This window comes from Chryseobacterium fluminis (assembly GCF_026314945.1).
GTDB classification, from domain to species: domain Bacteria; phylum Bacteroidota; class Bacteroidia; order Flavobacteriales; family Weeksellaceae; genus Chryseobacterium; species Chryseobacterium fluminis.
The window spans coordinates 3,219,671-3,241,907 of the sequence record NZ_CP111121.1; the positions used below are offsets into that span (position 1 = coordinate 3,219,671).

The 22,237-nt window shown below is 38.1% G+C and carries 16 protein-coding genes and 1 pseudogene; 1 reads left to right on the plus strand and 16 read right to left on the minus strand.

The window, feature by feature from the left end:
- Positions 1-55: 55 nt before the first annotated feature.
- From ODZ84_RS14795 to ODZ84_RS14850, 12 genes are all read right to left on the minus strand, one after another.
- The gene (locus ODZ84_RS14795) at positions 56-2,134 is read right to left on the minus strand and encodes an LTA synthase family protein (protein ID WP_266173157.1); all 2,079 of its coding nucleotides are present in this window, start codon (positions 2,132-2,134) and stop codon (positions 56-58) included.
- A gap of 235 nt (positions 2,135-2,369) precedes the next feature.
- Positions 2,370-2,888, minus strand: a complete 519-nt coding sequence (gene ribH / locus ODZ84_RS14800) for a 6,7-dimethyl-8-ribityllumazine synthase (protein ID WP_266173159.1) — start codon at positions 2,886-2,888, stop codon at positions 2,370-2,372.
- Positions 2,889-2,891: 3 nt separating this feature from the next.
- Positions 2,892-3,599, minus strand: coding sequence for a YfgM family protein (locus tag ODZ84_RS14805; RefSeq protein ID WP_266173161.1), 708 nt, complete (start codon positions 3,597-3,599; stop codon positions 2,892-2,894).
- Positions 3,600-3,759: 160 nt separating this feature from the next.
- Positions 3,760-4,296 carry an adenine phosphoribosyltransferase gene (locus ODZ84_RS14810; RefSeq protein ID WP_266173162.1) on the minus strand — a complete coding sequence of 179 codons (537 nt, stop codon included), beginning with the start codon at positions 4,294-4,296 and terminating at the stop codon, positions 3,760-3,762.
- Positions 4,297-4,304: 8 nt separating this feature from the next.
- Complete coding sequence (locus ODZ84_RS14815; protein ID WP_266173163.1) at positions 4,305-5,507, minus strand: hypothetical protein; 1,203 nt, start codon at positions 5,505-5,507, stop codon at positions 4,305-4,307.
- 49 nt (positions 5,508-5,556) lie between these two features.
- Positions 5,557-6,576, minus strand: a complete 1,020-nt coding sequence (locus tag ODZ84_RS14820; RefSeq protein WP_266173165.1) for a hypothetical protein — start codon at positions 6,574-6,576, stop codon at positions 5,557-5,559.
- 132 nt (positions 6,577-6,708) lie between these two features.
- Complete coding sequence (locus tag ODZ84_RS14825) at positions 6,709-8,040, minus strand: quinol:cytochrome C oxidoreductase (RefSeq protein ID WP_266173167.1); 1,332 nt, start codon at positions 8,038-8,040, stop codon at positions 6,709-6,711.
- 8 nt (positions 8,041-8,048) lie between these two features.
- Positions 8,049-8,732, minus strand: a complete 684-nt coding sequence (locus ODZ84_RS14830; RefSeq protein ID WP_266173168.1) for a c-type cytochrome — start codon at positions 8,730-8,732, stop codon at positions 8,049-8,051.
- A 1-nt stretch (position 8,733) separates the two neighbouring features.
- Positions 8,734-9,255 (minus strand): DUF3341 domain-containing protein, encoded by a 522-nt coding sequence (locus tag ODZ84_RS14835; protein ID WP_266173169.1) that lies wholly within the window; start codon positions 9,253-9,255, stop codon positions 8,734-8,736.
- Positions 9,242-10,639: an NrfD/PsrC family molybdoenzyme membrane anchor subunit gene (gene nrfD / locus ODZ84_RS14840; protein ID WP_266173170.1), complete on the minus strand. Its 1,398-nt coding sequence runs from the start codon at positions 10,637-10,639 to the stop codon at positions 9,242-9,244. Before nrfD ends, ODZ84_RS14835 begins: the two co-directional genes overlap by 14 nt.
- Positions 10,640-10,664: 25 nt before the next feature.
- Entirely contained in the window at positions 10,665-13,733 is a 3,069-nt protein-coding gene (locus ODZ84_RS14845) for a TAT-variant-translocated molybdopterin oxidoreductase (RefSeq protein WP_266173171.1), read from the minus strand.
- 23 nt (positions 13,734-13,756) lie between these two features.
- Positions 13,757-15,118, minus strand: coding sequence for a c-type cytochrome (locus ODZ84_RS14850; RefSeq protein WP_266173172.1), 1,362 nt, complete (start codon positions 15,116-15,118; stop codon positions 13,757-13,759).
- Between the two features lie 181 nt (positions 15,119-15,299).
- Here ODZ84_RS14850 and ODZ84_RS14855 point away from each other — a divergent pair, with 181 nt between their 5' ends.
- Positions 15,300-15,839, plus strand: coding sequence for an SPOR domain-containing protein (locus tag ODZ84_RS14855; protein WP_266173173.1), 540 nt, complete (start codon positions 15,300-15,302; stop codon positions 15,837-15,839).
- A 47-nt stretch (positions 15,840-15,886) separates the two neighbouring features.
- Here the strand turns inward: ODZ84_RS14855 and ODZ84_RS14860 are convergent, their stop codons facing one another.
- The 4 genes and pseudogenes from ODZ84_RS14860 to ODZ84_RS23455 all read right to left on the minus strand — a co-directional run bounded on the left by ODZ84_RS14860 (position 15,887) and on the right by ODZ84_RS23455 (position 22,234).
- A complete protein-coding gene (locus ODZ84_RS14860) occupies positions 15,887-17,161 on the minus strand; it encodes a DUF6080 domain-containing protein (protein ID WP_266173174.1) in 1,275 nt (424 codons plus the stop codon).
- 77 nt (positions 17,162-17,238) lie between these two features.
- Positions 17,239-18,153 carry a T9SS-dependent choice-of-anchor J family protein gene (locus ODZ84_RS14865; protein WP_266173175.1) on the minus strand — a complete coding sequence of 305 codons (915 nt, stop codon included), beginning with the start codon at positions 18,151-18,153 and terminating at the stop codon, positions 17,239-17,241.
- A gap of 90 nt (positions 18,154-18,243) precedes the next feature.
- Complete coding sequence (locus ODZ84_RS14870) at positions 18,244-19,785, minus strand: protein adenylyltransferase SelO (RefSeq protein ID WP_266177376.1); 1,542 nt, start codon at positions 19,783-19,785, stop codon at positions 18,244-18,246.
- Positions 19,786-19,860: 75 nt separating this feature from the next.
- Positions 19,861-22,234 (minus strand): annotated as a pseudogene (locus ODZ84_RS23455) (penicillin-binding protein 1A).
- Positions 22,235-22,237 lie beyond the last annotated feature (3 nt).

Here is a 22,237-nt window from a genome sequence, read left to right on the forward strand (position 1 = left end):
TCTTAACAAATTTAATGCTTACTTTTTTCGAAAGCACAAAATAAATTTAAAAAACTTACTGATTAAGCGCGTGGTTTTTCACCCAATGTGAAGTAGACTGATACGCAGATATGGTTTCGTTAACCAGATTTTGATTTTGTTTTTTCAAATATTTTTCGTCATAATGAATATTAAATTCCGGAGACAGCTTGGATGGTTCCGGGGATAATGAATATTGTTTTATTTTTTTTAGGGGTGAGATGACGGTCAGATAATTGTCTTTTATCAGCCCCAGATCTTCATAAGTTGCTATGTAAGCTTTTGGCTGGAACTTCTTACTGAACACATCCTGACCTAAGAACTTAGAGTGATAATTAAATTTCAACAGGCCGAAAAGCGTAGGCATAACATCGATCTGAGACATCAGTTTTGTAAATTTTTGAGGTTTAATAAAACCTTCTGATAAGATAAAGGCCGGAATTCGGTATTTATCCATCGGCAATTCTATGTCTCCCGCGCTTGAGGCGCAGTGATCCGCAATGATAATAAAGACCGTATTTTTGTACCAATCCTGCTTTTTTGCCATTTCGAAAAATTTTCTCAAAGAATAATCGGTATACTTTACGCCTCCTTCTCTTGATTTGGCATCTCCCGGAATATCTATTCTGCCTTCGGGATAGGTAAATGGCCGGTGATTGGAAACAGTCATCCAGTGATTAAAAAAAGGTTTTCCGCTTTTAGCTTCAGCATTCATGGTCCTGATGGCTTTTTTTGCCATATCTTCATCGGCAACACCCCATACATTGGCAAAACTGATCTCTTCGGGCTTGAAATTGTTTCGATCTACAATGCCATATCCGTTGCCGGCATAGAAGTCCTGCATATTGTCAAAATAGCTGTATCCGCCATATAGGAATTTTACGTCATACCCTTTGGATTTAAATATGCCTCCGGTAGTAAATTTCTTTTTATTATCCTCTCTTTTGATAATACTTTCGCCAGCTGTTGGAGGAATACAGAGGGTTAATGCTTCCAGACCACTCACTGTCCGGTTTCCTGTTGCATACAGGTTGGTAAATAATAATGACCGATCTGCCAGGCTGTCTAAGAACGGGGTGATTTTTTCTGAATTGCCGTAATGCTCAAGATAGTCAGCAGATAAACTTTCGACAGAAATAAGCACAACATTTTTCTTTAATTCCGGCTGATCTGCAGTGATCTCTCTTTTTAAAGCTGAAGGAGAAAACTGCTGTAAAAACTGTTTTTCTGCTGCTTTCTGGCTAATCACCGGGTAAAACTGGAAGTAGTCGAGTTCATTATGGGTAAACGCCCAGTAAAATTTGGGAATTCCATTGGCCTGAATTTCTTCTTCAAAGACGTTACAGGATTTAATTTTCGTCGTAAAACTTAAACCCAACAGGCTGGTTCCCATTAATATCATAAATAATCCCAGTAACAGGATTTTTTGTTTTATATCAGGAAGGTGAAGTAGTTCCTGTTTTGTTTTTGTGTAAATGTAGAAAGTAATGAGTGCTGTTGTTATGATAATGGATGTAAATAATGGAATTACAGGATAACTCTCCATGATATTGCCAATTACTTCGTTGGTATAGATAAGATAATCTACTGCAATGAAGTTGTATCTTAACCCGAATTCATTATAAAAGAAATATTCGCTTACCGCATTGAAGACTATCAGTAAAACATATAAGAATAAAGTTATGAAGTAAAGGGTATTTCTCATTTTTATTCTTTTTTCCGGCCAGAAAAACATAAAACCAAAGAAGATAATTTTTAAACCAACAAATACAAGAGCAATTTCTGCTACAGAGCCTCCATATTGTTTAAAAATATTGTTCGGAATTAAAAGAATATAGATAAAAAGTAATAACAGTATTCCTAAAATTACAAATCCGTAAGGCTTTTGATATTTTGAATTTGAAAGAAATAAAAGATAAAGAACTAAAAAAGGGCAGGTCAAAATGAATACAAAGAAATCATTAACAAAACCAACAGACAGAACCTTCAGAATATCCATAAATCCCAGGTGGACCGTTGTGATCGGATGCAGAAGGAATATAACTCTCGAAATTAATGAAATGATAATGTAAAATACACCTAGGTAGAAAAAAGGTTTTAATTTTTTTGGGTACATCTTTAAAAATCGGATAATAATTACCCGCAAAGATAGTTTGCATATTAAATCTTAAGATATAAAAAATAAAAACTTGATTTTTATAAGAAATTTTATGATATTTAAGTTTATCCTTAAATTATTATTAGATTAATAAATAAGGCTGTGTATATTAATTGATGCTTATTTTTAAACATAAAAAGAGCTGGGATACAGCTCTTTTTTATGATGTTATTTTTTATAAAATATGTTAAAATTAAGAATGTCCGAAGCCGATATATCCTTTTTTATCTGAAAGTTTTTTCCTGAAATCAATCATTCTTAATGCCGTAACAGCTGCTTCCACCCCTTTATTTCCTAAGTCACCACCGCTTCTTGCAATTGATTGTTCTTTAGTATCATCCGTCAGTACACAGAAAATCGTAGGAGTATCTGTCAGGATATTACAGTCTTTAATACCTTGCGCGACCGCAGAACAGACATAATCAAAATGTGGTGTTTCTCCGCGGATCACACATCCTATTGAAATTACGGCATCATACTTACGTTCCTTGCAAAGCTGCATGCTTGCATAGTTCAGCTCAAAAGCTCCGGGAACCGGAAAAAGCTTTATATTTTCAGATTTTACCCCTTCTTTCTGAAGGATTTCAAGCGCTGCATCACGAAGATTATAGGTTACAAAGTCATTCCACTCAGAAAAAACAATGCCGATAGAAAACTCATCGGCATTGGTTATATGAAGTGGCTTGTAATCGGAAAGATTAACTGTTGCCATTATTTAGTAATATTTAGTCATTTCAATATAAGAATCAGACATTCCGTTGTCGTAATCCTGGTATTTTTCGTCAATCGTAGCGAAATATTTTTTAGCGTCTGCATTTTTCTTTAATCCTAAAGCTAAAATACCTGCTTTTCTGGTAAAATAATAGGTGGTATAAGGATCATCAGAAGCAGAGGCTGCTTTATCCAATAACTGTAAAGCTTCATCATTTTTGTTAAGACCGGATTTAGCATCGGCCATAGCTCCGAATTTCATAGCTTCCATCGTCTTGTTATCTGAAGAAAATTTATCTAAAAGATCATAGGCTTCCTGGAATTTCCCTTCTTTAAATTTCAGCAAACCGGCATTGTAAGCAGAAAGCTTACCAATAGTGGTAGACGGATATTCATTTGCCGTTCCCAGAAACCCGGGATTTGCAGCAGATTTCCCACCCAGTGCTTCTTTATCTTTTCCTTCAGTAAGGTTTTTCTGAGCAGCAAGAAAGCTTTTTACAGCCTCAGCATTCTGAGGAGCAACGACAAATTGCCTGTAAGCAAAAAATCCAAGTACCCCCAAGATCAATGCCCCGAAGATAATACCGATCGGTTTTGAATATCTTTCGAGGAACCTCTCTGTATTTAAAGCCTCTCTGTCCAGGTCTTTAAAAAATTCCACTGTTTCTTTACCTTCTTGCTCATTTTGAGCATTCTTTCCCAATTTTGCCATAAATTCTTAAAAATTGAACTGCAAATTTAATTGTTTCTGAGTGATTTACAAAATACTTTGTTTGTATTATTGATAAAAGTAAAATAATTCCCGTCATAAGCTATAAAAAATGCCTCATGAAGCAAATCATAAAGCATTTTTAAATTTTATGGTACGAATTTTAATATTCCAGAATATGGTATACTTCTGCATTGAATTTATTTAATTTTTCTTCTCCGTTCAGTCCCTTGAGCCCGATCAGAAAACTGAACTGTGAAACTGTGGCACCTTGTTTCTCAACTAATTTTGCAGCGGCTTCCGTTGTTCCTCCTGTCGCTAAAAGATCGTCGTGAATTAAGATTCTCTGTCCTGGTTTGATTTGTCCTTCACGGGTTTCAATGATGGCACTTCCGTATTCAAGATCATATTTTTCTGAAATGACCGGCGGAGGAAGTTTTCCGGCCTTTCTTATTAAAATAAAAGGAACTTCAAGAGCTACAGCGATGGCAATTCCGAAAAGATAACCCCGGCTTTCGATTCCGCAGACCGCATCTACTTTTCCTTTACTGAATCTTACAAATTGTTCGATAACGGTTTCGTAAAGTTTTGCATCTAAAAAAATAGGAGATATGTCTTTAAACTGAATCCCCGGAATAGGGAAGTCAGGAATATTTTCAATAGTTTCTTCTAATTTTTGGATAAGTTCTGGTGAAGTCATTGTTATTATCAGTTGATTTTATAGCTGGAAATTTTCCAGTCCCCGTTTACATTTTTAAGACCGAATGTTACCTTCAGCGAGGTTGTTTTTCCACTTTTATCTGTAACGTCATACGTTGCATTTACACTTGCCACATTCGGATTGGTAGCATTGGTAGTAAGATTTTTTACACTTACATTTTTTACGGAACCAAAACCTGATGTAGGATTAGAGAATGATTCATAGCTTCCCCAATTAGGATTGCTGGAAGCATTATAAGCTGCTTTAAGATTTTGTGCACTTACATTATTCAGAAAGCTGGATACTGTATTTTTGGGATCAGCTGCGGGCTGTTTTGGAGTCGCCGGAGCTGTTGTTGCAGGGGTAGCTGTCGTGGCATTAGGGTCTGAAGGTACTACAGATCCGGGATTATTAGGATCAGTTACTGCAGGAGTCTGGTTTACAGCCATAGAATCTACTATCGCGGGAGCAGGAACTTTCAGTGCTGATGGATTTACCTCTAAGCCGATTTTTGACATTTTAAGTGTTTTTGCTGTTGTTTTTACAGAAACCGTGATGTCAATTTTATTGTCAACTACTTTTGCAGCAGGAATGGATGAGAATTTTAAGTTAAATCCTTTGAAATTATTATCCTGCATTAGGTTTTTAGCTGTCGCAAGCCTTACGCCATTGCTGAAAACTTCTAAAGTCGCTTCCAGACCCGCTCCTGTAAAGGAAACCGGATTTCCCGCGGCATCCACCAGTCTGGGAACAATCTGAATAGCGGTGGCTGCACCCGATCCGTCATCTCCCGTAGGTCTTGTTGTGATGCTTAGCGAGCTGGCCTTTACATCATTTGGATCACTTTCCTTAGCTTTATCGTCGCCGAAAATATTCATTTCTCCTAAGGACGGAGGTGCTGTACTTGCCCATTCAATCCCGTTTTTCTGTGCTACCTCATCGGCCAGTGCCAGAATTTCGGGAACTTTTTTACCGTTGATCAGCGCTCCAAGAGCTTTTAGTTCTGCAACATCACCGTCTGCTTCCACACCAAAAGTTTTCAGGATGTAGAGTGCCTCGTTAAACTTAATCTGTTTAATCGTCGTAAGGCTGGAAGTCATATCATTGATACTTGACTGCAGGGTTTGAGTATTCGTTGCATCTACATGGTCTTTCTTGCATGCTGTAAAAAGCAATAAGCTGAAAACGAGTAGAAAAGAAAACTTTTTCATTTTTAATGATTTGCTACAAATTTAATAAAACCTTTATTAATAGAAAGTTTTATTTTTTATTTTGTTGTTCTTTCAAATCATCTTTAAAAAATGAGCTGAACACTTTCTGCATATTGGGAAATGAGGCCTCTTCCCAGTAGTTTGTTGTATAGTTACTGTTATGGGTGTTGAATTTTACTTTTGCCTTATCCGCTTTATCGGTGAAGCTGAGTTCTGAAGGGTAGAAGTTGGTGTAAAGTATCAGCTGATTATAATCCGGTTCACTTTTGTGTTTTAATTTTAGAAATGAGATTTCATTAAACTCTACAAAGTCTTTAAGCGTTTTTTTGGAATCTTTCTCATATGAAACGTTGAGAATACTTCTGACATCGAAAAAACGATATCCGAGGAAAGCGAATTCTTTTTTCTGTAATGCTTCCCCGGTAATTTCTATCTGGTCTTTCCGGGGTCCCTTTAGCTCTTTGATCACCGTATTTTTTTTGGTTTTATAATCGAGAATATTTCCTACTTCTTTAATATCCGGGATTTCCAGTGCAGCGTCGTAATCCCACGATGAAGTCTGCTTTCTATCGTTTTTCTGATTTTCCAGTCTGAACATCCTATATTGTTCCACATATGTATTTTTCAGTTTCTTGGTCTCGTTGTCAAAAACATAGGCTGCAATTCCGTCTGCATAACAATTTAATGTATTGTTTACGGTCACATAAGCGTTGAAATTACCTTTGACAATAATGTATTTTGCCGGCTTTCCGTTTCTGAGGACAATGGGAGCAATTTCTTTCACCACATCATTTAACTTTATAACTTCCTTATTGAGATCAGCATAAGATAAGGTAGCAATAGGGTAGTTATCATAGACAAGCTGAAATTTTTCCTGATCGGGACGTAATACTTTTTTATCTATTTTACCCTCGATATCTGAATACGCCAGGATGCTTCCGTCTTTTCCAAACACGGAAACCTGGGGTAAAGGTTTTCCGTTGTTTTCTGAAATAAAAGTGATGGACTGCCCGCTGAACATCTGTGCAGTAAGAATAATAACAAGGAAAATGAAGTAATTTCTTTTCATAATGATTTAATTGAGTGGTTGAAGAGTTTTTATTGTGATAGATATTCCATCTTTATGATGTAAGTATGGGTATAAAAAAAGACTGATTATTTTACTAATCAGTCTTTTACAATTTTATTTTGTTACAAGTCCTTAGAAAGGATACTCATAAATTTCAGATTCGTGTAGGTAAGGGTTACCGGTAGGAATAAGTTTAAGTCTAGATAATGCAGTAAGCACTGTAAACATAAATAATCCAACGACGAATAAAACAGCCCCTAATATTAATATAAATACTTCAGGAGTTTTCCAGTATGGTCCTACTGTTCCCGGCATTACCATGTTGAAGTAATCTAGAAGGTGACCAAGGATAACCACTACTGCCATTGTGGTAACTACTTTGTAGTTTCTCTTGATACTGCTGCTTACTAATACTAATAATGGTAACACAAAGTTTACAATCAGCATAGGTAAGAATGTTGTACCATAGTGTTGGAATCTTCCGAAGAAGTAGTTAACCTCTTCCGGTACGTTGGCATACCAGTATAACATAAACTGAGCAAACCACGTATATGTCCAAAGCATACTTGTAGCGAAAAGGAATACTCCCAAATCATGAAGGTGATTATCATTGAACTGAGGTAAGAATCCGTTTTTCTTCAAGTAAACACTTAAAAGAATAATGACAGCAATACCACTTGACAGACAGCTCACCATTGAATACCAGATGTACATGGTAGAATACCAGTGAGGGTCAATAGACATCAACCAGTCCCAAGCCCATGCTGCAGAAGCAAATCCAAAGAATGCGATATATCCTACTGCCCATCTGTAAAGCATCTGGTACTCTACTTTAGACTTGGTTTCATCCACTTTTTTAGACTGATCTTTCAGTTTCCAGGCAAAGAAAGATGCTCCGGCTACGTAAATAATCGTTCTAATTGCGTAAAAAGGAATATTTAAAAATCTTTTCTTTTCGAATAAAATCACATCGAAATGAGCAGAATTAGGATCTGTAAGGTCCGGATCCATCCAGTGGAAAAGGTGTGCCTGGTGGAAAATGTTTAAAAACATTAATATTACTAATATAATACCACCGTAAGGAATATAAGAAGCAATAGCTTCCATTACTCTTGTAATAATAATTGGCCAACCTGCGTGTGCAGCGTGCTGAATACAGTAAAAAAACAATACAGCACAACTAATTCCAAAGAAAAATACAGCCACAAAATGCAGAGATGCCAACGGTTGATTATGAACCTGTAAGGCAGCATGCTCTAAATGAGCCTGGTGATCCTGGGGACCTACCATTTCACTTGAGTGTGTAGGAGCATTATGACCGGAAGCATGTACCGCTTCCATCATATGTTCGATTTTTTCAGTAGAAATTTCTTTGTTTAAAAAGAAACCAATACCAAACAGCACTAAACCTACAACAAGAAGTATTATAGAAGTTGATTTTAATTTTGGTGAAAAACTATACATTTCTTTTCTTATTTTTTAGTTTCGGTAGTAGTTTCAGTGGTTGCTGTCGCTGTAGCTGCTGCCGGTGCTGCTGCTCCTTTTTTGAAAGCATTCATCACATACATTGCCACTCTCCATCGATCTCCTGCAGTAAGTTGACCTGCATAAGATCCCATGTTGTTTCTACCGTTTGTTATTACATAATGAACAGATCCTACCGTAAGTTCTCTGTCAGCATAGTTCGGAACTCCGGAATATGCTCCGCTCTGTACGATTGGTCCTTGTCCATCTCCTCCTGTTCCGTGACAAGCCGCACAAGTTTTGTCAAATAACATTTTCCCTCTTTCGATATCTTTTGCAGCATTAGCAGAAGTTAAGGGAGAAGCTGTCATTTTTTTAGAAGCTTCATATCCTGCATTGTATTCGTCTACATTTTTAGGAAGCAGTGTTTCTTCAAAAACGCCGTCTTTATTTTGAGCAACACTTCCTTCTACCGGAGAAAGTCCTGTGGCACCATTATTTTTAACAAACGCAGGAATTTCATTGTCATGATCCGAATAGGCATCCTCAGCTTTCATCAATGGATCATAAGCTACAGGAAAGTACATATCAGGGAAATAAACCAACGGAGTATTTTCTTTCGGTCCGCAAGAATTAAGTAAAACTGTTGTTAAACCTAAAACCGCTGTAATTCTTAATACATTCTTTTTCATTTTAAGCGTCTTTAACAGTTATTTCTTCAACTCCAGTTTCAATAAGCAACTGTTTTACAGATTCTACATCTTGAGTTACAAATTCCATCATGAATTTATCATCGGTTGTTCTTGGATCCGGATTCTGAGCCGGAGCTCCAGGATACATTTTATTTCTTACCAAGAAAGTTAATGACATCATGTGAGCGGCACAGAATACCATCAATTCAAACATGGGAACTACGAATGCCGGCATGTTGTGTGCCCAGTCAAAGGCAGGTTTACCACCAATGTTCTGAGGCCAGTCATGATTCATCACATACCAGGTTACCGTAGCACCGATGGTCACTCCATAAAGAGCATAGATAAATGCAGCATCAGAAATTCTTGTTTTCTTTAACCCTAAAGCTTTATCTAGTCCGTGAACCGGGAATGGAGTATAAACTTCGTTTATCGCAATCCCTTTATCGTTGAATGCCTTAACGCCGTTCATTAAGTCGTCGTCATCGGCATAAAGTCCGTATACAATTTTAGTGGTGCTCATCTCCTTCTTTTGCTTTATAAGTTTCACCTGAGATTTTCAGAATCGATTTCAATTCGGCCTGTGCAATTACAGGGAATGTTCTTGCGTATAGTAAGAATAATACAGAGAAGAATCCGATTGTTCCTAAATATACACCCACATCAATGATCGTTGGCTTAAACATAGTCCAAGATCCAGGTAAGTAGTCTCTTGAAAGGTTGATAACGATAATATCAAAACGCTCAAACCACATACCGATGTTAATGATCAAAGCAATAATAAATGTTGCGATGATGTTTGTTCTGATTCTCTTGAACCAGAATAATGCTGGGATTACAAGGTTACAGATAATCAGTGACCAGAAAGCCCACCAGTAAGGTCCAACAGCAGCTCCCGGAGAAAGATAGGTAAAATCTTCAAATCTTGACCCGGAATACCATCCGATGAAATATTCGGTAGCATAAGCAACGGTTACCATACCTCCTGTTAGGATGATTACGATGTTCATAATTTCGATATGATACATGGTAATATAGTCTTCTAAGTGACATACTTTTCTGGCGATCAACAATAAGGTCTGCACCATTGCGAATCCTGAGAAGATAGCTCCTGCAACGAAGTAAGGAGGATAGATCGTAGAGTGCCATCCTTTAATTACCGAAGTAGCGAAGTCAAAAGATACGGTAGTGTGTACTGAGAATACTAGTGGTGTTGCTAAACCTGCAAGAACCAAAGAAAGTTCTTCGAATCTTTGCCAGTGTTTTGCTTTACCACCCCAACCGAAAGCCAGGAATGTATAAATTTTCTTAGTCCAAGGCGTTTTTGCTCTGTCTCTGATCATTGCAAAGTCAGGGATTAATCCCATAAACCAGAATACAGTGGATACCGAGAAATAAGTAGAGATCGCAAATACGTCCCAAAGTAGAGGAGAGTTGAAGTTCCCCCAAAGAGAACCGAACTGGTTTGGTAAAGGGAATACCCAATAACCTACCCAAACTCTACCCATGTGGATTACAGGGAAGATTGCCGCCTGTACAACTGCGAAGATGGTCATCGCTTCAGCTGAACGGTTAACAGACATTCTCCATCTCTGTCTAAATAATAATAATACTGCGGAGATAAGTGTTCCGGCGTGACCGATACCTACCCACCATACGAAGTTGGTAATATCCCAACCCCAGTTAATAGTTCTGTTAAGCCCCCATGCTCCAATACCTGTCCCGATCGTATAAGCGATACATCCAAAACCATAGAGGAATAGAACCAAGGCTGCATATAATGAAATCCACCATAATTTACCTGCTCTTTCTTCGATAGGTCGTGCAATATCTTCTGTGATATCGTGATAAGTTTTGTGACCAATAATTAGAGGTTCCCTTATCGGAGCTTCGTAATGTCCTGACATTTTTTACCTATTTATTATTTAAACTTTATTTTTCTACTCTGTTTCTTACTTTAGCGTGATAGAACACATTTGGTTTTGTTCCGATCTCTTCAAGTAAATAATATCTTCTGTTGCTCGAGTATAATTCTCTCACTTTAGATTCTTTGTCATTCATGTCTCCAAACTTGATCGATCCTGTAGAACAAGCCGCTGCACAAGCAACAGAGTCCTGGAATTCACCGTCTGTAACCCTTCTTCCTTCTTTCTTAGCATTAAGGATCGTTGCCTGTGTTTTCTGAATACACATAGAGCATTTTTCCATTACCCCTCTCGTTCTTACCACTACATCTGGGTTTAGAACCATTCTTCCAAGATCGTTATTCATGTTGAAATCGAACTTGTCATTCAGGTTATACGTAAACCAGTTGAAACGTCTTACTTTATAAGGACAGTTGTTTGCACAATATCTCGTACCGATACATCTGTTGTAAGCCATGTGGTTCTGACCTTGCTTACCGTGTGAAGTAGCCGCAACCGGACATACCGTTTCACAAGGAGCGTGGTTACAGTGCTGACACATTACCGGTTGGAAAATTACATCCGGATTATCAGCAGGGTGGTTCAATGCACCTCCGTCACCGAATGCAGTTCCGTATAATTCAGGAACAGCCAATCCGTCTTTTAATCCTTCGTATACCTCTACCTTTTGTCTTGAAGAATAGTAACGGTCGATTCTTAACCAATACATATCTCTTGACATTCTGATCTCTTCTTTACCTACAACAGGAACGTTGTTTTCTGCCTGACAAGCAATGATACATGCTCCACAACCAGTACAAGAATTCAGGTCGATTGATAAGTTAAAGTGAGGTCCGTCTGTATCATCAAATGCATCCCACAGGTCAATTTTTCTTGCCGGCAATGCACCGCTTATCGTATGGTATTCCAAAGGTCTGTTCCATCCTTTGTGTTCATCGTCAAATGCTACGTTAATATAATCTGCTAAAGGAACTTCCTTCGCAATTTCATAACGACCCATTAATGTGTTTTGAAGCTGAATACCGGCGAATTCATGATCTTCTCCTGTTTTCTCGATTTTAACACCGGAAACAACCAGGTTAGATCCATCAAATAAAGGATAAGCATTTACTCCTGTATCAGCTGTAGCTCCTGAGTTTTTCTTACCGTAACCAAGTGCAAGACCTACAGATCCTTCAGCTTGACCAGGTTGAATGAATACAGGAACGTTTTCTATTTTTACTCCGTTTACCGTAAGATTTACAATAGATCCATCCAACTGCATTCTGGCATTAAGATCATTTTCTATTTCAAACTTTTCAGCGTCTTTTGGAGAAATTGTCAGATAGTTATCCCAAGACATTCTTGTTAACGGATCCGGTAATTCCTGCAACCATGGATTGTTGGCCTGAGTACCGTCACCAATAGAAGTCTTCGTATATAATACTAATTCTAATTCGGAAGCTTTGAAATTACTTAGTTCAGCCACGGCCTGAGCACCATTTCCTCCTGCATAAGATAACGTTGTTGCGTTATTAGAAGTAGTGATACCGTTATATAAAGCCTTGTTGAAAGAAGTCCCTCCTAAAATAGAAGCTGCATTAGACTTTAAATAATCATAATAGTTGTTGGCAGCATTGTTTTTTCCGTTTTTCCAAACCAATAAAGATTCTTCGATCTGTCTTGATTTGTAAATTTTCTGGATGGTTGGCTGCATTAATGTATAAACTCCGGTCTGAGGTTCCATATCACCCCAGGATTCCAGCCAGTTAGCCACAGGAATAACAGCTTTCGCTGCCTTATACATTGCATTTTTCTTATCCGCAACGGCTACTACATAAGGAACTTTCTTAATTGCTTTTTCAAATTCAGCACCTTTATAGTGAGAGTAAATAGGATCTACATTATTCGTAATCAATACTCCAACCTGTCCTGCATTTACCCAGCCTAAAAATTCATTATATCTTGCTTTATCGAATTCTTTCAGGAAATTCGCTTTACCTGTGAAAGCTACTGAACCTAATTTCTGGTTTATCAAGTGTGCCAGAACCTGAGCACCTTTGGAGCCATCTGCGAATACAACCGCCTTACTACCTTTAGCCTGAATTTCTTTTACGATTTCAGCAGCAGACTGGTCAGCCGGAGCAGCACCTCCTACGATAGCATTATAAACTTCAACTAATGTTTTGTTTACGGCACTTGGCTTTAATCTGTATCTTGAATCGGCATTAGCACCGGTTAAAGACATATTAGATTCTACCTGGATGTGTCTCATCATGCTTGCTCCCGGAGTTCTCGCTGCAGCATAAGATGTTTCTAGGCTAGCAGCGTTATAATCTCCTAAGAAATCTGCCTGGAAAGATACTACCAGTTCTGTTCCTTTAAAATCATAAACCGGTAAAGCTCTTGTTCCGAATACTTCCTGAGCTGCATCTAAAGCAGCAGAATAAGGGAAAGCATCATAAGTTACCAGTTCAGCGGTAGGATATTTTGCTTTAAATTCAGCAAATAATTTTTTGAATGTAGGGGAAGCAAAAGATTGAGATAAAAGAACAATTCTTTTGTTTCCTGCTGCTGCTTCAGTTAATCCTTTAAGAACAAAATCATCTACTTTATCAAATGTCTCGTCCTTACCGTCCAGCTTAGGCTGTTTTACTTTATCGTTATCATAAAGAGAAAGTACAGCTGCCTGGGCTCTGGCGTTAGTTTTACCTAATTCACCAGCAGCCGGGTTCGGTTCAATTTTGATGGGTCTACCTTCACGTGTCTTTACTAAAACACTGGCGAAATCGAAACCGTCAAAATATGTTGAAGCGTAGTAGTTAGGAACCCCAGGGATAATATCGTGAGGTTTTACTACATAAGGAATCGTTTTAATTACGGGAGCTTCACAAGCAGCAAGCGTTACCGCAGCTGTAGAGAATCCTAGCAACTTTAAGAAATCTCTTCTTGAAGTACTTGATCCGTTTTGTTCAGCATCTCCAAGGAAATCTTCTACCGGAATTTCTTCCTGAAACTCTTTCTGAGCCAGCTTGTTATTTAAAGCCGGGTCTTTAAGTTCATGAATACTTCTAAATTGTATTTTGTTTGAAGCCATTTATACTTCTAATTTTTTAGTTATTAATAATGACATTTACCACACTCAAGACCTCCAATAGCATCTACAGTAATTTTACCACCATCTTTAGGGTATTGCTTCTTAAGCTTGTCATGTAGATTCTTGAAGTATTCTTTATTATAACCGTTGTTCATATCAACTTCCGTCGTTCTGTGACATTCGATACACCATCCCATAGTGAAGTCATTGGCCATCTGAACAACATTCATCGTGTCAATTTTTCCGTGACAGGCTTTACAGACAACATCAATCTTGTTTGTAGGATTCTTTTTGTTAAAAGAATTAATAATCGCCTGCTCACCAGCTACTACGTGCTGAGAGTGGTTGAAATATACGAAATCAGGCATGTTGTGGATTCTCGTCCATTCCACCGGCTGAGTTTTGCCCGTATACTGAGCTTTTTCAGGATCCCAACCTGTTGCGGCATAAATTTTCTGGATTTCTCCATCGTAGAATGCTTTGTCTTTTCCTGGCTCAAGATATTTTCCGTTATATTCAGAAATAGCTTTGTGACAGTTCATACAAACGTTCATGGATGGTATTTCGGAAACCTTACCGTATTTAGCACTGGAGTGACACAACTGACAGTCAATTTTGTTTTCTCCTGCGTGGATTTTATGAGAGAAGTAAATAGGCTGTTCTGGCTTATATCCTTTGTAGACCCCGATCCACATGATCCAGTTCCAAACTCCATAAGTAGCCAATAGCGCAAGGACAGCAATTAATCCTTTACCTACATAGTGGTATTTTTCATAAATTTCACTGAAAGATTTTACTCGCGTCTCATTAAGACCGGATAAATCTTCAGACTGACCTAATTTAACCAATTGTCTCAGTTTAATTAAGATCCAAACCAACAAACCTGCAATCGCCAAAAGTGAAATGATAACAACGCTGGTGGTGGTTTTGTCTGCTGGTGCCGCTGCTGTGGTAGCATCGGTTGCAGTCGCAGTTTCTGCAGCTTTTTCCGGCTCAGGTGCCGGAGGATTAGTTGTATAGGCTAAGATATCGTCTATATCCTTATCGGTAAGATTTGGAAAGACCTGCATCTCAGTCTTGTTATACTTTTCGAAAATTTCATTGGCGTATTTGTCCCCGGAAGCTCTCAGAGCTTTGTTGTCCTTGATCCACTTGTGAAGCCAATCAGTATCTACACCACCTTCTGTCTTTACACGTTCTACAACCCCTTTCAGAGGTGGTCCTACAACTTGTTTGTCCAGCGCGTGACATGCAGTACAATTCGCTTTGAAAAGTTTCTCACCGTTTTTAGGATCGCCGTCTTGCCCGTAAATTGAAGCACTTGTCGATAGCAATAAGCCTATTGCGATCAACGTTTGTTTATAATGCTTTCTCCAACTAATCATTTAAATTATCTTATGTTAGTAAAATATTGAACCAATCAATTCCGCAAAAATAATATTTTTAACAGGAATTTAACGGTATATGCAAAGGGGAAAATATCATTTACGTTTAATTTGTAATAATTCTAAATAACTCAGTTTGGTATAAATTTTTAATTGTATAAATTTGCGGAAACAAGTTGAAATGAGAAAATTGATCAGAATATTTTCGGTATTGTCTCTTTTGGGATTTTATACTGTTGAAGCACAACAGGTTGTAAAAAGAGATACCTTGGCCGGTACGGAACTGGTGATGACTATGGATTCTAAAGTGAGCAGTGCATTGGAAAATATTGAAGGTAAATGTGCTAAAGTGGCTGCTACTACATCGGTAAAAGACATGGATGGAGGAGAGCACTATGTACGGCCTGCAAAAATATATGTTCCTAGCAGAGAGCTTACCAATGCCGAAATCTGCAGAAAGAACCCCAGGATTCTGGGCTTTAAGATTCAGATTACTACGGTGAAAAGTAATGAGGAGGCCAATGAGGTGAAGTCTTATTTCAGAAAGAGGTTTCCGAGCCTGAAAGTTGAAACGGATGCTTCTTTAAGACCTAATTATAAAATTCTGGCAGGAAGTTATTTTACAAAGCAGAGTGCAGCGTCTGACCTTTCGAAGATCAGAGAGTATTTTAAATCTGCGGTTGCAGTACAGTACAGGATTTTCTGTGCAGAAGCGAAATAATATTATTTTTATATAAATGGGGCTGAGAATGAAAATTCTCAGCTTTTTTATTGGTAATTCTGATCTAAAAAAACAAAAAATTCTGACATTCTGATGATGTTATTGATGACTAAATACACACTGAGAAAAATGACTGTTATGGTCAAAACTGAAAATGCTTTTGAAGACTTTCTGTAAGCATAAAAAAGCCATCCCAACAGTAATGGATAAACGAAAACAAAGTGCCCGCCGTAAATGTATGACGTATGTATCCCGAATTTTAGAATACAGTGTATAATGATGTCTACCATAAAAGAAATCACGAGAATATGAACCAGTTTATTCTTAATATTTTTGACATAACTCCACAAAATAAGCAGCAGTAAAATCAGGATAAATACATAAGGAATCCATGAAGAATAGATGTCCATAATCAGTCCTTTGTAATGGAATCCCTGCATATTATGTTTATTACGGATGATAAAGTTTGAAAGTAAGATGTTTTCTCCGAAAAAGTAGGATAAAACAGCGTCCCACAAAGGAGTGGACCGGACATTCGAAAATTTCTCATATTGCTCATTGGTCCTGTGAAATATATTTTCGTACTTGAAATTGATTCTGTTTAAATATAACAGGGCAAAGCAGATGCAGGTAAGTATTATACTCAAAATGGCATGTCCGATTTTTTTCCTGTCTTTAAAAAGCCCTCTCTGGAAGCCTACAGGAATAAATACTTTGACAATGTTTGTGACGGTTAATCCTCCGATTGAAACTCCGGCAAAAATCAAGGCTAATGCGGGTATTTGCTGCTCTTTCTGAACTTTAAGGGCTGAATAGTGATTGAATAAAGTTAATAAAAACAATGTATATGTGAAGTTCTCCGGAGTAAAGGAGAGTATGATACTGGTGGAAAAAAAACTGAAAAAAATAACCAAAAGCAGGTTGACCTTAAAGGGTAGTTTAATGATGTTTTTTAAATATTTGAAAATTTGAAGTATACTTAAGCTTACCGCAAGATTGCTGAACCATGCCAGTACCAGTCTGAAAGTGGTGTCTGTTTTGCCGCCTGAGATATATAAAGCTAAACTCCGTAGCCAGTTAAAAAAATAGTAGGATAAAGGATGTCTTTCAAAGCTTCCTCCGGACATAACGATTGATTTGTTGTCGAAGCTGAAATAAGCATCCCAGGGTATTCTGCTGTCAAAAATAACCGTATAGTTAATGGCTATATAGGATCCCAAAATTCCGTATACTGAAAAAAACAGTAAGAATATACCTGATTCAATAGGCGATGCAGGGAAGATGAGTTTAAAGACATTTACAATCTTTGATTTGATTTCCACAGGTGAATTTTTTTGCAAAAATAAAATAAAAAAACTCACCAAAATTTGGTGAGTTCAATATACTTTTGTAATTAAAATTATTCTTTAATTACTTTTTCTGTAGAAGTTGTTCCGTCTGCGAATTCAACTTTTACCAGGTATGCTCCTTTTGGTAAAGAAGACAAATCTACTTTTTGTGTTGTAGAACTTAATACTGCTCTTCCTGAAACATCTAACACTGTTGAAGTTTTTATTTTCTTATCCGTTTTGATGTTAAGTTCTCCTTTTGTAGGATTAGGATAGATGCTGGTTTTTGTTTTTGAAGCAGAAACTTCACCTGTAGCAAGGGTTCCTGTTGTAACTTTTACATCATCCACCATAAACATATAACTATCTGCAGATACGCACTGGATACCGATACGCACGGTTTGTCCTGCATAGGCGTCCAGGTTAAATGTTTTTTGTTCCCAGTTCGGATAAGGAGCTGTTAACGAAGCTGCACCTGAAATAATGGTGAAGTTTGAAGAAGTAGTAGGCGTTCCAGAACCAACGTATACCCCGATCTTGTATTTTTCAAGGCCGTAAGAGCTAGACATTGATTTTACCCATAAAGACAATAGATTAGCACTTGCTCCTAATGTTATGGCAGGTGATACAAGCCAGTCATTATTAGCAGTAACAAGATCTGGAGAACCAGCCCAGCAAGCTGCATACTTTAAACCGCTGTGAGGATCGAAATTTCGAACTTCTGTACCGCTGGTTGCATTAGTTACGCCTGCAGCAGTAGGGTTAAAAATCTGAAATGCCATAGGAGCTCCCGCATTAGCCCACTGAGGATCATCAGAACCACCTGTGTAAGTGAAAAGCTGATCCAGATCTAAAGTTTGCCAGTTTCCAAAGCCGGAAATGACAAAATCCGTGTAAGAATCAAAATTTTCATTTAGTAATACGGTCTGACCTTGAGCTGCCGCTGCCGTAAATAATAAACTTAGAGATAGTAGAATTTTTTTCATGATACTTTATTTTCCGTAAAAGTACTAAAAAAACTCAATTGTGCATAAAATTTTAAGTTAAAACTTATATTAATAAGAATAATATAAAGTTTATGAACTGCACGAAAGGGTAGATGATCCTGAAATATCATTGTATTTTGAAGGTCTTTTCACTGATAGTTCAGAATATATTTCTTCGTAAGGATTTTGCAAAGCGTTCAATAAAATATTTAATTTTTCTGTCTTTCCTGAATTAATTTCTTCAATACATTCATAAAGCAGATAATTTCTTAATGTAAATTTTGGATTGGTGATTTTCATTAAAGCAACAGATTCTGTTTCGGAGATATTATTTTTCTTTAATCTCGTGTGGTATGATTTTATAAAATCTGTAATTTTTCCTAAATCGTCATTGTTTAAAAAAATATAGGAAATATTTTCAAATTGTTTACTCAAATCTGTTTCCATATCAAATTTCTCAATTTGTGTAAAAAACAAAGTGTAATCAAGCTGCAGTTCCTGCATCAGGCCCTGCCAGTTGGTGAAAAATTCTTCATCTCCTTCCAGAAGTTTATCAAACCCGAATTTTCTGCACAGCATCTGATCATGCTGTTTCCAGAAGTAATCTCCATATTTATTCAGGGTATCTTCCAGAAACTTTTCATCTTGAATGAGAGGGTGAAGAGCATTGGCCAGCTGCCAAAGATTCCACTGTGAGATTTGTCCCTGTTTTCCGAAGGCATATCTTCTGCCGGGAAGATCGGTAGTATTGGGAGTAAAGTTCAGGTCATATTCGTCCAGCATCGAAAAAGGACCATAGTCTATTGTCAGTCCCAGAATAGACATATTGTCGGTATTCATTACGCCGTGAACGAAACCCACCCGAAACCATTCCACCATTAAGTCGGCTGTTCGTTTTGAAACATTTTCAAAAAAGTCTTTGTATTTTTGAGGCCCTTCCGGGCTGATTTCTGTGAAATAGTTTTCAATAGTAAAATCAACAAGCTCCTGTAGGGTTTTATACTCTCTCTGGGCAGACATTAATTCGTAATGCCCGAAACGAAGAAAACTTTCTGCTGTTCTGACCACCACAGCTCCTTTTTCCTCCTGAGGATTTCCGTTATACATCATATCACGGACTACATTTTCCCCGGTGAGGCTTAAACTTAATGCCCGGGTAGTAGGAACTCCAAGATAATACATTGCTTCACTCATCAGATATTCCCTGAGTGAGGACCTTAAAACGGCTCTTCCATCAGCATGTCTTGAGTAAGGAGTGGCTCCGGCTCCTTTCCACTGTATTTCGGTTTTCCTTCCGCTGTCATTTGTTATTTCTCCGGCTAAAATAGCCCTTCCGTCACCCAATTGTCCGGCCCAGTTCCCGAACTGATGTCCTGCATAAGCTGTGGCGTATGCTTTAATATTTTCCGGAAGATCTGTTCCCACAAGAAAATTCAGGTCTTTTTCTTCGAACTTTCCAATACCTATTTCGGCAGATAATTCATCATTAAAAATAATGAGTTCCGGATTGGTAAAGCCGGCTGGGTCGATCGTGGAAAATAGAACTTTGGGAGTGTTTCTTTGTCTGTTGTTGCGTGAGAAATCCCCGGGAAATATATCGATAAAAGGTTGTTTAATATTTTGTGTATTCATCATTCAAAGATATTAATTATAAAAGAAAGACCTTCCAATTATATTGAAAGGTCTTGTATATTTCTAAAAGAGAATTTATTTATTAAAATCTACCTCATCCGAGGAATGAAGATTTTCATTAATATTTTCTTCTTTTTTGTCTGTACTCTTGGGAGTAGGATCTGCAGGCTTAGGGTTTTTAATCTCATCGATAGTCTGAAGTCCTCCTTCGTCTCCGTAGCCGCCGCCAATACCTTTAAGGTTGGAGCATCCGTCTTTCCAGTCAGAAGGTTTTACAAACTTATCATCCGGTGACACGCCCAGGGTTTTATCGGCCCAGACTTTTTTCATAAAAATAGCCCAGATCGGCAATGCCATCTTAGCACCCTGACCTTCACCGGTCCCATAGAAGTGGGTTGCCCTGTCTTCCCATCCGACCCATGCTCCGGTTGCTAATTTTGGAGTAATTCCCATAAACCATCCGTCAGAGTTGTTTTGGGTAGTCCCTGTCTTGGCAGCGATCTCTGTGTCTTTGGAAATTCCTCTTCTTCCTAACTCTCCCGAAGCAGTACCATATTGTGCCACTCCTTTCATTAACTCTATCATCGTATAGGCATACAGTGGGTTCATTACTTCTTTCGGCTCTACATTTACCTCTTTAATGACTCTGCCGTTAGCATCTTCAATTCTCCAGATCATTTCCGGTTTGTTGTGATTTCCATAGTTTGCAAATGTGCTGTAGGCACCCAGCATCTCATAGATCGTGATATCGGATGAGCCTAAGGCTATCGTGTTATTTCTGGGAATATCTTCTGTTACGCCCAAATCTCTTGCTGTTTGGATAACTGCATCTACCCCTGTCATTTCAATAAGTCTTGCAGCAATGGGGTTTTGAGAGTGTGCCAAGCCATCCTTGAGAGTGAGCATTCCCCCCGGCCCGGTACATGCCATCCCTTGTGGTCGTAGGTTGCATTAGATACTGCTGAACATGGAGTCATTCCAAGTTTCATAATAGCGGTAGCATAGACGAATGGTTTAAATGTTGAACCTACCTGTCTTTTTCCCTGTTTGATATGGTCATACTGGAAATGCTGCCAGTCGATACCTCCGACCCAGGCCTTAATCTCACCTGTTCCTGGAACCATAGACATTAGTCCTGCCTGTGCAATTTGTTTGTGATATCTGATAGAATCCCACGGAGACATTTCTACTTCTTCTTCACCATTCCATGTAAAACGTGATGTTTTAATGGGCTTTTTGAATTCCATCATGATAGAATCATCCGGCATTTTTTCAGCTTTAAGCATTTTATAACGCCCGGTTCTTCTTACTGCCTGCATCATCACGCTGTTGATCTGCTTATCATTCAGATAGTAGAAAGGCCTGTTCTTTCTTCCTCTCTGCTCTGCATCAAATCTTTTCTGTAGATCTGTTAAATGTTCCCTGATGGCATCTTCTGCATATTTCTGCATTTTTGAATCAAGAGTAACATATATTTTTAAACCGTCTTTAAAGAGGTTTAGTTTCTTGCCGGTTTCCTTTTCGTAATCGCTAAGGTATTTATCGATCTCCTTTCTCAGATAAAACTTATAGTAAGCCGAATAGCCGTCTGAAATGTTCTTGATCGGATGAAAGTCAACTTCAACGGGCGTACTGATCGCTTTATCATACGTTGCCTGGTCAATATAACCGGTCTTAAGCATTTGCTCCAGTACGACATTTCTTCTTTCTTTTGCTCTGTCCGGATTCCTGTAAGGATTGTTTTTCTCGGGTTCTCAAGCATGGCTACGAAAGTAGCTGCTTCCGGAAGGGTAAGCTCAGATGTTTTTTTGTTGAAATATACTTTGGAGGCCATCTCAACGCCGTTTGCATTGAAGAGAAAATCGAATTTATTAAAGTATAATGTAATGATTTCTTCTTTGGTATATCTTTTTTCAAGACTCACGGCAACGATCCATTCTTTAAGCTTCTGGAAAGCTCTCTGAACTTTATTCTGGGAGGCATTTCCTGTGAAAAGTAATTTGGCAAGCTGCTGGGTAATCGTAGATCCACCCCCTCTTTTGCCTCCATAAACAACGGCCCTGGCCACAGATTGTAAGTCTATGCCCGAATGTTCTTTGAAACGCTCATCTTCTTTGGCCTGTAAGGCATAAATAAGATAAGGTGGAAGATCCTTATAAAAGATAGGCTGTGTTTTCTCTTTTTCAAATTTTCCTAAGGTAACACCGTCTGAAGAAATAATTTCAGAAGCGACAAATATATCCGGATTCTCGAGTTCTTTTACATCGGGCATCTCGCCAAGAAACCCCTGGGAGACGGCAAAGAAAAGCCCTGAAATACCTAAAATTACCGCGATAAGCCCAATCCAAATAAATCTAACCCACTTTTTCCAGGAGGTATCTTTCTTCTTTTTAGGAGGAAGTGGGAATGTTTTTCCTTTACTTCCAGCGTTTTGCTTATTTTGTTCCATTTA

What these genes read in the sequence shown, in the direction of transcription:
- ODZ84_RS14795 (WP_266173157.1), bottom strand. Translation starts at nt 2,134, where the DNA reads ATGTACCCAAAAAAATTAAAACCTTTTTTCTACCTAGGTGTATTTTAC.
- ribH (WP_266173159.1), bottom strand. Translation starts at nt 2,888, where the DNA reads ATGGCAACAGTTAATCTTTCCGATTACAAGCCACTTCATATAACCAAT.
- ODZ84_RS14805 (WP_266173161.1), bottom strand. Translation starts at nt 3,599, where the DNA reads ATGGCAAAATTGGGAAAGAATGCTCAAAATGAGCAAGAAGGTAAAGAA.
- ODZ84_RS14810 (WP_266173162.1), bottom strand. Translation starts at nt 4,296, where the DNA reads ATGACTTCACCAGAACTTATCCAAAAATTAGAAGAAACTATTGAAAAT.
- ODZ84_RS14815 (WP_266173163.1), bottom strand. Translation starts at nt 5,507, where the DNA reads ATGAAAAAGTTTTCTTTTCTACTCGTTTTCAGCTTATTGCTTTTTACA.
- ODZ84_RS14820 (WP_266173165.1), bottom strand. Translation starts at nt 6,576, where the DNA reads ATGAAAAGAAATTACTTCATTTTCCTTGTTATTATTCTTACTGCACAG.
- ODZ84_RS14825 (WP_266173167.1), bottom strand. Translation starts at nt 8,040, where the DNA reads ATGTATAGTTTTTCACCAAAATTAAAATCAACTTCTATAATACTTCTT.
- ODZ84_RS14830 (WP_266173168.1), bottom strand. Translation starts at nt 8,732, where the DNA reads ATGAAAAAGAATGTATTAAGAATTACAGCGGTTTTAGGTTTAACAACA.
- ODZ84_RS14835 (WP_266173169.1), bottom strand. Translation starts at nt 9,255, where the DNA reads ATGAGCACCACTAAAATTGTATACGGACTTTATGCCGATGACGACGAC.
- nrfD (WP_266173170.1), bottom strand. Translation starts at nt 10,639, where the DNA reads ATGTCAGGACATTACGAAGCTCCGATAAGGGAACCTCTAATTATTGGT.
- ODZ84_RS14845 (WP_266173171.1), bottom strand. Translation starts at nt 13,733, where the DNA reads ATGGCTTCAAACAAAATACAATTTAGAAGTATTCATGAACTTAAAGAC.
- ODZ84_RS14850 (WP_266173172.1), bottom strand. Translation starts at nt 15,118, where the DNA reads ATGATTAGTTGGAGAAAGCATTATAAACAAACGTTGATCGCAATAGGC.
- ODZ84_RS14855 (WP_266173173.1), top strand. Translation starts at nt 15,300, where the DNA reads ATGAGAAAATTGATCAGAATATTTTCGGTATTGTCTCTTTTGGGATTT.
- ODZ84_RS14865 (WP_266173175.1), bottom strand. Translation starts at nt 18,153, where the DNA reads ATGAAAAAAATTCTACTATCTCTAAGTTTATTATTTACGGCAGCGGCA.
- ODZ84_RS14870 (WP_266177376.1), bottom strand. Translation starts at nt 19,785, where the DNA reads ATGAATACACAAAATATTAAACAACCTTTTATCGATATATTTCCCGGG.